The sequence below is a fragment of the Methanosarcina sp. DH1 genome (assembly GCF_020804205.1).
GTDB lineage: Archaea > Halobacteriota > Methanosarcinia > Methanosarcinales > Methanosarcinaceae > Methanosarcina > Methanosarcina vacuolata.
The window spans coordinates 280,929-293,527 of the sequence record NZ_WJBJ01000019.1 but is presented as its reverse complement, the minus strand read 5'-3'; the positions used below and the strand labels follow the sequence as shown (position 1 = coordinate 293,527).

Annotated in this window: 11 protein-coding genes; 1 reads left to right on the top strand and 10 read right to left on the bottom strand. The window is 40.5% G+C overall.

The annotated features are described in order from the left end of the window. Positions 1–82 precede the first annotated feature (82 nt). The 3 genes from FXW07_RS10170 to FXW07_RS10160 form a co-directional block, all read right to left on the bottom strand. A complete protein-coding gene (locus FXW07_RS10170; protein WP_229395322.1) occupies positions 83–1,321 on the bottom strand; it encodes a M28 family metallopeptidase in 1,239 nt (412 codons plus the stop codon). A 20-nt stretch (positions 1,322–1,341) separates the two neighbouring features. Next, entirely contained in the window at positions 1,342–1,671 is a 330-nt protein-coding gene (locus FXW07_RS10165; RefSeq protein WP_229395321.1) for a hypothetical protein, read from the bottom strand. Positions 1,672–1,862: 191 nt separating this feature from the next. Next, positions 1,863–2,879 carry a zinc metalloprotease gene (locus FXW07_RS10160; RefSeq protein ID WP_229395320.1) on the bottom strand — a complete coding sequence of 339 codons (1,017 nt, stop codon included), beginning with the start codon at positions 2,877–2,879 and terminating at the stop codon, positions 1,863–1,865. A 632-nt stretch (positions 2,880–3,511) separates the two neighbouring features. Between FXW07_RS10160 and FXW07_RS10155 the strand changes: the two genes are divergently transcribed. Then, complete coding sequence (locus FXW07_RS10155; protein WP_229395319.1) at positions 3,512–3,874, top strand: hypothetical protein; 363 nt, start codon at positions 3,512–3,514, stop codon at positions 3,872–3,874. A gap of 501 nt (positions 3,875–4,375) precedes the next feature. On the opposite strand, the gene FXW07_RS10150 is transcribed toward FXW07_RS10155, so the two are convergent. From FXW07_RS10150 to FXW07_RS10120, 7 genes are all read right to left on the bottom strand, one after another. Further along, positions 4,376–6,571, bottom strand: a complete 2,196-nt coding sequence (locus tag FXW07_RS10150; RefSeq protein WP_229395318.1) for a type II secretion system F family protein — start codon at positions 6,569–6,571, stop codon at positions 4,376–4,378. Between the two features lie 52 nt (positions 6,572–6,623). Continuing rightward, a complete protein-coding gene (locus FXW07_RS10145; protein WP_229395317.1) occupies positions 6,624–8,300 on the bottom strand; it encodes a type II/IV secretion system ATPase subunit in 1,677 nt (558 codons plus the stop codon). Between the two features lie 642 nt (positions 8,301–8,942). Next, positions 8,943–9,752, bottom strand: a complete 810-nt coding sequence (locus tag FXW07_RS10140) for a methyltransferase domain-containing protein (RefSeq protein WP_229395316.1) — start codon at positions 9,750–9,752, stop codon at positions 8,943–8,945. 424 nt (positions 9,753–10,176) lie between these two features. After that, the gene (locus FXW07_RS10135) at positions 10,177–11,358 is read right to left on the bottom strand and encodes a cysteine desulfurase (RefSeq protein WP_229395315.1); all 1,182 of its coding nucleotides are present in this window, start codon (positions 11,356–11,358) and stop codon (positions 10,177–10,179) included. Between the two features lie 42 nt (positions 11,359–11,400). Further along, on the bottom strand, positions 11,401–11,559 hold the full coding sequence (locus FXW07_RS10130; protein ID WP_156150929.1) for a hypothetical protein: 159 nt from the start codon (positions 11,557–11,559) through the stop codon (positions 11,401–11,403). A gap of 164 nt (positions 11,560–11,723) precedes the next feature. Next, positions 11,724–11,864, bottom strand: a complete 141-nt coding sequence (locus FXW07_RS10125; RefSeq protein WP_229395314.1) for a hypothetical protein — start codon at positions 11,862–11,864, stop codon at positions 11,724–11,726. Positions 11,865–12,013: 149 nt separating this feature from the next. Beyond that, complete coding sequence (locus FXW07_RS10120; protein ID WP_229395313.1) at positions 12,014–12,559, bottom strand: DUF531 domain-containing protein; 546 nt, start codon at positions 12,557–12,559, stop codon at positions 12,014–12,016. Between the last annotated feature and the right edge of the window lie 40 nt (positions 12,560–12,599).

The window sequence follows — 12,599 nt, the reverse complement described above, 5'->3', positions numbered from 1 at the left end:
ATTTTCCATGTTTTCCTGGTTCTCGCAAAGAAAGCAAAGCACTTTCGAACTATCAAGACTACTTACTCAAGCAAGTAGTTACTCAAGCAAGTAGCTTCGAAGTAACAGCGAGATTCATCCTAATAATGTCCAGCGCGAGTCCGTAATTGATGTGATCAAGAGTATCATTAGCAGTATGGACATTGAGATTTGAGCTGTCAGTTCCCTCAATCGTGAGAACCGCGGGAATAAGTTCACCGATAAAAGGTACGTGGTCGCTTCCGAATGAGCTTTCTGATGTCTGGACAATCAGGGATGTGTATGTGGCCGCGGCTCCTGCAAGTTCTTCCATTAAAGTCCGGGAAACTGGATCACCCTCAAGCAGGACAGCTTTCGATGCGGTATTTAAGGTCGCGATCATATCCATATTGATAACTGCACTAATACGGATGCGCTCATTTTTTGACAACCCGCTGACATATTGTTTGCTCCCATGAAGTCCCTCCTCTTCTCCTCCAAAAAGGATAAGTCGCAGGTCATTTTTTGCAGGACGCTCAGCAAGCACGCGTGCAATCTCCAGAACTCCTGCAGCACCGCTTGCATTGTCGTCTGCACCTGGAGCAGGTGCATCCGCTCCACCTTTTATGTTAATTGAATCCAGGTGAGCAGTAACAAGCACAAGTTTACAGGATCCACTTTCACTACCTGGTCGATCTGCCACGATATTATAGCTATTGCCGTCTCCAATATTGATTGGATACAGTTTTACCTGATAACCAAAGCTTTGCAACTGATCTGCAGCCCATTTTGCTGCACTGGTAAATTGAGAGCTTAAGGAATGGCGAGTCAGGAAATTCACCAGCGAAGTCAGATAAGAACTATAGGTAGATTGTGATACAACATCGACATTTGCCTGTACTCTGGAAACGGCTGCTCTTACTTCCGGTTTTATTATATCCATAATCACGCTGTCCATTGCCAGAGGGCGTATCGTCCACCAATCATTTTCACGTTTAGAGAAACGGCTTAATTCTTCAGGAAGAAAATCGGCCACCAGGTAACGGCCTTTTTCCACGATTATCCGAACTTCAGGATGTTCATCCTGGAATGCCCTTCCAGTCTGGATAACAAGATAAAACTGACCTTCCAATTTGCGACCTTCTGCCTGGTCGAGACTCATGCCTGCCTCTATGGCTTTATTGGCGAAAGTGTCCCATTCTTTAGAAACTGTCCATACTACAGTTTTATCTCCCAGACGAACCCAGTGCGCTCCGAAGTTCCTTGCAGATTCTTCAACACTGCGTTTTTCGCTTGAATCCGAGAGTACTATATATCTCCCCATAATTTCACCTCGAACACGAATCATGAAGATTCTGGCAATTTCCGCACCTTCAATACTTCTGAATCACATTGAAGGATCTCTATGACTGTAGAAGGTCGAGTGCTCTCTTCAAAAGACACACTTACACGCCCAGAACCCTCTATCTTCCAGTGTCCATTAATTCCACGAGTGGCATCAGTAGGACCAATTTCCCAGGAGATAAACGCTCCATCTGGCCTGAACTCAATACCACCTCGACCGCGAGCTAGTGGAAAATCATACTCCACTGGCCTATACACAGTTATTCCATTCGTATCTTCTTCAAAGGAATGTATCCATTTTCGGAAGATCTCGTCAGGTAATTCGGTCATAGCCTGTCCTTTAGATATACCATACAAAATCAAAAGTTAGCAGTAACCTCATCCACTTATTCAGAACATTTACTGACTGGTTCCATTTTGAGTTGTTTCATTGTGGCACAGGACAAAATTGATACAGAGGAAGAAAACGGCAAGGTATTCCTTCCTCAGGCAATGATACTTTTATCTTCCTCAGAGATACTTCACCTTGGCATAGGCATTTTACCTTCAGATGATGCTCTCTTGACCTCTGCTTTTTGCGCCGCAGTAAGGAATGATGACCGTGGCCCTTCAAGACATGCATTTACACGAACGGCCTGGCCCTGTGTGAACATAACCATGCATCTGTCATCAACGTAGTCCATGTAATTCATGAACATATCACCATTAGGCCCGTTGTTACAACTAATATGTGGAAATGCCGGAACGCCAATGTTTTCATTTGCCTGGTTTGGAGTATCATCAACTTGATCCGAGCGTGAACATGGGTCTTCAAAACTCAATTCATCACCCCATATATGATATAGGTCTAACCAGTGGCCTATTTCGTGGGTAGCTGTCCTCCCTTCGTTAAATGGTGGTCTGGCAGTGCCAGTGGTACCAAATCCTGTGTAAGTAATAACTACACCATCTGTTTCAGCTGGCCCTCCTGGAAACTGTGCGTAACCCAGAAGACCCCCGCCAAGCTTACATACCCACATATTCAGATAACGGTCAGCCGGCCATGCATCCTCACCGCCAGAAGATTTGGATTTAACTTTGTCATCGACAGTGAAAGATGTCACTGAGGTTTGAGTGCGAGTTATTCCTGAAGTCGGATGCCCATCTGGATCTTTCGTTGCGAGAGAAAATTCAATTCCCAGGTCTGCCGTAAGATTGCTCCAGACAGAAGGAACCTGCGATATGTCTGAATTCGACTTGCGGAAGTCTTTATTAAGGACATCTATCTGGCTCTGGATCTGGGCATCAGAAATATCCTCTTCTTCTTTATTCCATACAACATGAACAACCACAGGAATCTGGACAATCCCGGTCCGAGATACTGCTCGAAGCCCTCGTTTATATGCAAGAGCCAGATTTTCAATTTGATCGCGGTTTCTGGCATATGATTCAGATTCCGCTAACAACCTGTGATGAACTTCCATCGCTCCGCATCTACGTTGGGTTGGTGCTTCCGAAGACTCTTCCCTTATCTCCTTATTTTCAAATTTCTTAGCCATGTGTATACATCCCCCTACTCAATTTTACTACCACTCAGTGATTTATTGAAACTTTATTTATTATATTTTATATGTAATAATAATATGGGCATATCGCCTGAAATAAATATGCCATCCAAAATTCCTAGAATGAACGACCGATCAAGAATTATGATTATCTGTTGCCCTGTTACGGATAATATTACGGAATATACGTATTTTGACATCCGAAAAAGAATTTTAAACCTTCTAAATTTAATAAGGCAATTGAATTTAATACGGTAGTTAAATTCAATACGGCAGTTTAGTTTAACAACTAAAAATAAATTAGATCTCCGGAGTATTTAGTTAATCTAATGAATAATATAAATATAATATAATAATAACCGAATTTAAGATCCTTAATAGTACTCAGGAACATTAAAAACTCTTTCAAAAGCCTTTCATTTCATTTTCAGGTTTTTCGCAAAAAAAGAAAGCTCAGGCCCTCATTAGATAAATCTCTCTTGTACCCAATTAATACATCAATTTCATCTTTTTGCAATATTTTGTTTTGAGAAATAACTTACACTTGAATCAAATCCATGGAAAACCTTTGTATATATTGTAAGATGTTTCTATATTATGGCTAAAGTTCCATAGGATGGTAATTGATGACAATTGGTGAAACGGCAAATACAGTGATGCATTCTTCATATGCCACATTTGAAAAGAATAAGAACACAAATGAATATACTGAAGAATATATTACAAATTCAATAGAAGAATGCGATCTTTTAATGGAAGATGCATTGAGTAAACTCAGCGATGTCATAGAAGCTCTTTCACGAGATTACTTCAAAGAAGAGAAAGATCAAATGTCAGTAACCGATGCTACGGCAATGCTTTCTCTTCGGAATGAATTTATCCGTGAGTTATCTGAAGCAAGAAATTACCTGATTGCAGAACTTGTAGGCTATCGAAAGTACGTCAACGAGATGTCGAAAGAAGTAGATACTATGACGGAAACATTCTGATGAAACATTCTGATGAAACAGTCCAATAAAAGTCAGTAAGGTCAAGACCTGGGCATTACAACATTTTATATTATTATAAAGTGGGGGAAAACGTAGACAGCATTCTGAAGGAACAGAGTTGCCCTGAAAATTAACAGCTTGGTTTATAAATAGATATTTCCGTTACTTAATGGTCTATGAAGACAGATTCTGAACCAAAAACAAACAGCTGCCAGAGGGCTCGAACCCTCGGGCCTGCTGATTACAAATAAGCCACTATACCTATAAGCAATAAAGATAAATGCGCAGGAAAAAATAAGCAGACTGAAAATGGCGATCAAGATTAATTATTTTTCATTTAAGAGCTTTTTTCTCGATATTAAGGTTTAAATTTTCCCGTCCCAGTCTGACAATTTTAAACGAAAGAACGAAATGGGGGGTGTTTTGGATAGATCCCCCAAGTTCTCCACATGAACTACCCCTAAGATAAAGACTCAGGGGTTTTACGCTTCGTCATATAAATCAAACAAACATGGTGAAAGCCACATAAGTTATTATTACCATGCTTACGCTGTACTTCAGGCCCAGATACGCCGAGCCCTGTCCCATCTTCCCGGCAACAATCCCGGAAGTGAAAGCCTGTACCAGGGCGGAGTGGAACATGAGCATACTGTACTCTTCGACGTTAAAATATCCGCCGATTCCCCCCATACCCTGCGAAGAGGTGGAAAAAGAAGCCGTTTGTGGGAAGAAGTTAGTAGCAAGGATATAAACTATGAAAAGGAATACGAAAAAGGCTACATAGATTGTAATAACGTAGACTACCATTGCTGATGAGCGCTCTTTTTTCATATCCTCGTCATTTCTAACCTGTCTAGCAGTAATCGAGAGCACGTTTTTAAGGTCACTTGTTGATTCATTTGCTTTTACTAGAATGTGAAGGATTCGGCTTGAAGAAGGTGTTCTGATGCTGTTTTCAAGGTTCAGAAGGGCTTTAGAGGTGGAAGTACCCCAGGAAAGGTCTTCTTTTAACTTTTTAAGTTCTTTACTGAGGATCCCCATTTTGGATTCAGCAATTATTTTTAAGGAGTTGGCAAGCATAATCCCCGATTCATTCATGCTGGAAAGGCTTTTCAAAAAATCAGGCATTTTCTCGTCGATTTTGCGCATCCTCCAGGCCTTTATTTCGTAAAAAATTATAAAAGGAATAAGGGCAACGACAATAAAGATGACAAAATAATCATCGACAGCAGTAACTAGCTTTATAGCACTGTCAGTGACATGGTCAAAACTTATGTTCAGATGATGAAAACTAGAAAATAGGCTGTTTCTGAGGTTTCTTGGAAGTTGGGTAAGATAGTACAATCCGAGCGGAACTCCGAAGAAAAACGTGTATCTTGGCTCATTCCGGATAGTCCTGTAAGGGTTAAGCACCATGTCTTTTAGCCTGTGAAGCTCCCTGTACAGCATGTACATCTTTTTCCTTTTTTCCTCCACCTCTTCAGTAAGTCCGGAGTCGATTTCCGGGATATCGGAAAGGTTTATTGTAAAACTTCGAATATCACCTTTTTTCGGATCAATGGAGAGTTCTCCCACAGTATCGAGAAGTACTAAATAGAGCAGGGTTGCGAGAGGTAATATTATATAAATAAGCATGTAAAGGATCTGAGCTGAAGCCGGCCGGAAAAACTGTAGCACAACAAGGGTTACCATTACGAAAAGAGGACCTGCAACAAGAGCCGTCACGTAGATTTCGGCAAGTACATCCAGTCTCTGTAATAAGTTTCTATTTGCCATCTCGGCCAGACCCTGATATTGTTCAGACTTATTTTTGATATATTCGGTTATGGTCCCACTGCTTGAAACAATAATCAATCCATCAACAAAGTCTTTGAAAATTTCAGAAGGAGTACGTTCCTTGGCAATTTTAAGGGAACTTATGAAATCTTTTCCCAGATAGTCCATGTCTCTTACAACGTAGGAGATTTCTTCCGCAGTTGCTCCAAATATATAGCTGTACCTGCTCAAAGACCGGAAAACGTCATAAATTGACATGCCTCCTTTTGTCAGAGCATACATGTAAGTTATTGCCGGAAGCATGGATTTATCGATAGATGCTTGCCGGTTATTTGCCTGGAAATAAGGATAGATATATGCCACGAGAAATACGGCAAAAAAACTTACAAGAAACAGTATAAGGCCAACTAGAAGCGCAAGAGGATATACATATTCACCTGCAATGTCGGCACGTCCAGGATCTGCAAAAAGGCTAAGTCGGGAAACCGGATTCCCAAAGATTTTTAGTCCCAACCATAAGCCAAAGATTCCTGAAGTAATTCCTACAATTACGGAGTACATGAAGGTAGAAGCCAGATATTGGTCTACTGACATAGAGATATGAGAATGACGTATTTTTACCTTTAAATCCTGAAAATATTCTTTATTTTTATAGAAGAAGTCCCCATAAAATAGGTATGCTAATTCATCCAGAATAGTATAAGTCATATTCCCCCTCTTAAGCAACCATATTCCTGTACAGAAACCGTTAAGTGCAACCGTTGACCCGCAACTGTTGACCCGCAACCGTTGCGCCGGTTGATCACGCCGATAGGGTTTGGGGATAAGTTCATCAAACCCAAATATTGGCTCATGGTTTTCGGTCAAGCCTTTTTTGAAAAGGGTTGCGGGCAAGCCTTTTTTGAAAAGGGTTGCGGGCAAGCTTTTTTTTAAAAGGCTTGCAGGCAAGCAGTTTTTTTAAAAAGGCTTGCTCTTAAGCAGCTATACTCTGTATCATACTCTCCAGAGTATCGTTATCTATAGCTTCCATAACCATCTTTGGATGAGTCTGGTATGCCTGAACTACAATGGACACCTGAACATAGTTCCTTATGCTTTTTTCGTACATATAAGCCAGAATTTTTCTCCGATTTTCCATCTCGTTTCTCAACTGACTGGTATCCCACCCTCTTACATTCATAATTTCCTGCAGGATATGAGAATCTCCTACCTTAGTGAAGCAGTCCTCTAAAGGTTCCCAGTTAAAAAGCTCATTTATACCCAGATCTCCTGTTTCAGGATCGACATTCAGGACTTCTACAAGACTTCGAGTTCGTCTAACTCTTTTTTCTTCTATGTACACTTGCTCCTGAATACAGAGCACATTCAGAGACTGCAGCATGACGTGAGGCACGTTTATTGGCTCGTGGGTGAGCCTGTTTACAACGGTCTGTACATCTCCTGCGTGCATTGTTGAGCTTGTTGCATGTCCTGTTGACATTGCCTGGAAAAGAGTAAGAGCTTCACTGCCTCTCACTTCACCCACAATAATATAATCTGGGCGCTGTCTGAGAGCAGCTCTCAAAAGGTCGTACATGGTAATTTCTCCCGAAGAGTCTGCAGCAAAACCCTCTCTTGCAACCCCGGAAACCCAGTTATTGTGGTAGAGTAAGAGTTCCCTTGTATCTTCTATCGATACTATCTTCGTTGTAGAAGGCATGAACAGGGATGTAGCGTTCAGTATAGACGTTTTTCCTGACGCCGTCCCCCCTGCAAAAAGCATGTTGTGGCCGTTTTCGATAACCATCCAGAAATATACAAGCATGTCAAGGTCGCACGTCTTATAGCCAAGCAGGTCTATAGGAGTCATTGGATCTTTTCTGAACTTACGGATAGTAAAAGAACTGCCTCTGGGAGTAATCTCTCTTCCTAGAACAGCCTGAAGTCTTGAACCGTCCTGAATTGTTGCATCCACGATTGGCTGGCTTACAGAAACGTGTTTATTGTTCAACTGGCACATCTTGATTACAAGAGCATCAAGTTCCTCTTCTTCAAAAGTAATATTACATTCAACATTGAGATATCTGTTATGATAAACATAGAGAGGGACTCCCACTCCATCACATGAAATATCTTCTATATAAGGATCATAAAGGAGAGGATCGATTTTCTCGTAGCCTAGCAGGTTTCTTCTAAGATAATAGATAATTTTTAGAAGTGTGGCTTTCGAAATGTCAGCTTTATAACGTTCAAGAAGAAAGAGGGCTCTATCTACCAGAAATGCATCCTTTTCGGCTTTGGAATGCGTAGACCCAAGAATCAGGATATCTTGAAAATCTTCATATATTCTTTCAAGAAGCTCCTTATCAAATTTTGTCAGAGAAGGTTCAATAAGCCTGTAATATGTTGATCTACGGTCTTCCAGGATCGAGACAAAAGAGTAAGGTTCCTGAAGCCAGTATCTTTCGAGTTCTTTTAACCCGTCAGGCACTATAAAATCTACAAGAGGCCCTTCTTTTTCCGAGTCATAAGCTGGTAGAGTCCTCAAAGGCTTATCAAAGTAGCTTCTAGCCTTTTTTACGACCTCAGCTATGGAGTTGGAGTTACTTTTTTTCCCAAATAACTCCGAAACAAACTTATTCTTCGCTATCTTTCCTTTTACATCATTCAAACTCTCGCCCTCAGGTTTCTTCTTAGGTCATATAAGTTGAACATCTTATAAAAACTTTACATGTTAAGATGGGCCCTGGTAAACAGTAAGATATCCAGATCAAAATTTCCTAATGCAACATGCTGTTTTTCTTGATTCTAAACCATTTTCACGAGAATTCGGCTTGCTTATAATCCTTAAAAAAGTTAAATAAGTTTAATTACAATTTAGGAATTGGTCGTGTCCTTGAGTTTCCAAAATAGATTTCTCATAAATATAGGGATTGAATAAAGATTGTCCTAATTATGGAATGAAAATCAAAGGAATATAGTCCTTAAAGAAAGATACGGTAAAAATAACTATGAACTTCTTAAATGTAAAACCTGCAAGCATTGCTTTAGTGAAACCAGAGGTACAGCATTTATTGGACTCAGCATTTTTTGGACTCGACAGTCTTCAGAAAAAAGTTTTAAGAACCTGGAATGATTCCTGAAAGTTGACTCTGGAAATAGAAAATGGTTCCAAAAAACTCCATCAGTGGCCAAAAAAATAGCTGATCACATGTAGAGTGTAAAGGAAATTATTAACATTCAGAATTCCGGTTCAGTAACTTAGAGACGCAACCCGGTCACGTAAGCATGCAAGAATTATAAAGCTGGAAATTCATTGTTTTTTAGCAACTAAATAGATTCTTTTAAACTTTAAGTTAATCATTCCTGAATTATCTGCCTGTTCTTGAAGAGCTTCTTTAACTAATTCACGAAAAGCACTAATATAATCATCTGTCAAAGTTACTGTGTAAAACGATTGGTTCAAGTAACCGTTTTCAGCTCCTGATTGATATATTTTATACGCCTGTTCAACAGAAAAGAGAGTTGACTCTTCACGAAGTTCGCTATAAATTATATCAAATCCATGATTTCTAAAAAGTTGCTCGTATTCGTCCTTGCTGTCAAAGAAAAACCATGGACTTTTAAAGTGATTAAATACCTCTCGTGTATATGGATGCATACGGATTTTTTCTATTGCTGAAATAAAGTTAGGGCAATAAGCTTGAGTAGCCGGAGCCTGTATCCCTATTCTACCTCCTTCCTTAAGCACATTAAAACAACGCATTAATACTTGTTCTGGTTTTTGAAACCACTGAAAACACGAGTTACACACAATAACATCAAATTTTGTATTTAGCTCAAAACTTTCAGCATCCATGACAGAATATTTTAAGTTGGGAAGCTCTTTGTTGGAACTTACTGCCTGTTCTATCATACCTTGAGAGACATCGATGCCCAGTACAGTTCCTTTTGTAATTTGTGCAATTTTTTTCGTGATATGACCTGGCCCACAGCCTATATCAAGTATATCTTCTTCAGGTTGAATTGATAATAAATTCAAGAGAACTTCAGAGGCTGACTTTTGAACCAGTGCATTATCTGCATATGTAAAAGCCTTGGAATTAAAATTAACTTCTGACATAGTTTTAATCACTTTCCTCAATCAGTGTTTATATTATTTAGGACTTGCGTGGTTGAACCGGAAAATCGATATGCCTTTACCCTTCAACTATCTAAAACGCATATTTTACATCAATGTCTTTTGTGCTTAATTTTGCACCCCAGGTGCCCTACAGTCCGATTATTATTCCAAAATCAAATTTACTGGTATACAAATTCAAGCAACGGTAGATTATATTCATCAATTTCAATTATCGATAACAAGAAAGATGAACCTGAAAGATTTCCTTATCTAATGGCTTTTGAGACTATCCGATAAATTTTCTTGAAGAATAGCAATCTTGAAAATTCTGTATTGATTAAGCCATATTACTACAATTCAGCCCTCTTGAGCAAAGCGGAGCGAGCGAAAAGGGCACCGTCCTCCCGAGACGGGACTCGGGAAGTTAAGAAACCAATGCCTTAAGCCCTGCAACTGCATTTACCAGTATATCCACTTCTTCGTCGGTATTATAGAGTGCAAAAGAAGCTCTTACAGTGCTGTCTACATTTAGGAAGCGAATGGTCGGGATTGCACAGTGATGCCCACTCCTGACACAGATTTTCCTTGTCTGGTCAAGGATCAGTGCAACATCATGGGCATGAAGCCCTTTTACATTAAAAGGTACTATCCCTGCCCTGTCTTCAGGCCCATATACCTCTACATGCTCAAGTTCGGAGAGCCTTTTTGCAGCTTCCCTGGACAACTTTATTTCATGTGCCTCGATTTCCGGCACCCCTATTTTTTCTACATATTCGACTGCTCTTCCCAAGCCTATAACTCCAGGGATATTAGGAGTGCCGGCTTCAAAGCAGGCTGGAGAAGGCTCCAGCACGTAAGTACATCCCTCAACATCCGAAACCGTACCGCCCCCCACTGAAGCGCTATCGAGCACATCCGGTTCTTTGATATAGAGGACGCCAGTACCCTGCGGCCCAAGCAAGCCTTTATGTCCGGCAGTTGCAAAAAAATCACAGTTAAGGTCTTTAAGGCTGACCGGCATATGTCCTGCAGACTGAGCCCCGTCAACCAGGACTTTTATGCCGTATCGGTGGGCAAGTTTAGTAATGGTTTTTACATCCTGGACAGAACCGAAGACATTTGAAATATGATTTATGGCCACCAATCTGGTTTTTTCAGTAAAGGCTTTTTCTATCGAAGAGATATCGATTTTTCCATTACTGTCCGGACTTACAACCGTAACATTTACTCCTTTTTTCTGCAGGCGCAGCCAGGGCAGGAGATTAGAATGGTGTTCGAGAACGGTTGTAACGATATGGTCTCCAGCCTCCCATGGGTAACTGTTTGCAATAAGATTGATTCCCTCAGTGGTATTTTTCGTAAGAACGGTCTTTGAAGGCTCAGCATTCAGAAAATGCGCAACTGTTTCCCTTGCATCTTCATAGCGGTTTGTAGCCTCCCTGGCCAGACGGTGGGCTCCTCTCCCGTGATTTCCAGCATACCTGTAAAAGTACTCTACCATAGCTTCAACTGCAGGTATCGGAGTCTGAGTAGTTGCCGTACTGTCAAGGTACACGACTTCTTTAAGAACAGGGAAATCTTCACGGACCGCATATACGTCGTACATGCTTCTTTTGTAGGAACGAGAAATAAAAAAAGGTTTTGCAGGTTATTTACCCTGCACCCCGCCTATCATAAAGCGGTAAAGGTCTAGTTCATCTGAGTCCAGGTTGTCGGTACAGCCTTTTACAACGGCATGATAACCATTTTCCTGGTGCTTACGTCCATATTCTTTTCTTTTTCTGTGTTCGTGCATTAATTCACTCATAAAATTTCCTCCTGTCTCTTCAAAACCTGCGCTTAAATGTGGGTCATAGTAGTCCTTGCGGATTTGAGGGCCATGCAATTCAGGTTAAAGTTTTCAGCCTTTTCGGGAGCGGCAATTGAATGCAGGTTAGAATTCCCAGTCCCTTCAGGGAAATTCAATCAACGTCATTCTCTAAATCCCTGTGGACAAACTCCTGCAATAAGGTCCAGAACCTCAATTGTTCTGGATAAAACCTGAAAGCGGGCCAGAATTCTTTTCCTATGGGCTAAAAACCCCATGACAGCGCAGCATGCGTTGTTCTCCACAACAAGTATTAATTGTCAATCGTAATATATATTGATTCCGGAATTTCTTTTAGATACGCTTGAAATTTTTTTAATTGAGTTAAATTTTTTGATTAAACGATTGGAATAACCCCCAATTTTTAAACTTTAAAAAAATTAGTATGTGTTTATTATTTAGCTTCCAAATTTGCCATAAGCCCAGAGAGATGAGCCGGAATCGCCCCTATGGCAGTACAGGTCTCAAGAGAAAGCCCTTTGCAGGTAATGTCAAGATGGTATTTTCCTCTCTCGAAAAGCTCTTTTGGAAGCCCTTTGTGCCCGAGCCCTACAAGAAACAGAAATGAACGGTTTCGAAGAGCTTCTTCGGCAATCTTTATGGGCAGAACCTGTCTTTTGGGATCAGGTTTTGAGGTAGTGATTACGATTTCCCCAAACTGGGAAGGAAACCCTTTTTTTGGAAGATCGGATACTGACAAGTGGTTTTTTTCATAAAGGATTTTGAGATAACTTCCCGATTCTCCTATTGTGGTTTTTTCCATCACATAAGCTACCAGTTCTTCTGCGGTCATCTTGAAAGGAAAATCGTAAAGAGCGAGGTGGAATCCAAAAGCATGGCAGATCGGAGCAGCTCTTGCTATTGCCCGATAATGCGCATCTAGAACCTTGATTTTATCGTAGGTATTTACTATTCCAAGAGTGAGCATAAGGTGCTTCATTATTCTTTTTCGTAAAATAATGTTTCGTCAACTTTTATTG

Coding starts and splice junctions, on each gene's coding strand:
- FXW07_RS10155 (WP_229395319.1), top strand. CDS start 3,512: ATGACAATTGGTGAAACGGCAAATACAGTGATGCATTCTTCATATGCC.
- FXW07_RS10135 (WP_229395315.1), bottom strand. CDS start 11,358: ATGTACGACGTATATGCGGTCCGTGAAGATTTCCCTGTTCTTAAAGAA.
- FXW07_RS10130 (WP_156150929.1), bottom strand. CDS start 11,559: ATGAGTGAATTAATGCACGAACACAGAAAAAGAAAAGAATATGGACGT.
- FXW07_RS10120 (WP_229395313.1), bottom strand. CDS start 12,559: ATGAAGCACCTTATGCTCACTCTTGGAATAGTAAATACCTACGATAAA.
- FXW07_RS10160 (WP_229395320.1), bottom strand. CDS start 2,879: ATGGCTAAGAAATTTGAAAATAAGGAGATAAGGGAAGAGTCTTCGGAA.
- FXW07_RS10170 (WP_229395322.1), bottom strand. CDS start 1,321: ATGGGGAGATATATAGTACTCTCGGATTCAAGCGAAAAACGCAGTGTT.
- FXW07_RS10140 (WP_229395316.1), bottom strand. CDS start 9,752: ATGTCAGAAGTTAATTTTAATTCCAAGGCTTTTACATATGCAGATAAT.
- FXW07_RS10165 (WP_229395321.1), bottom strand. CDS start 1,671: ATGACCGAATTACCTGACGAGATCTTCCGAAAATGGATACATTCCTTT.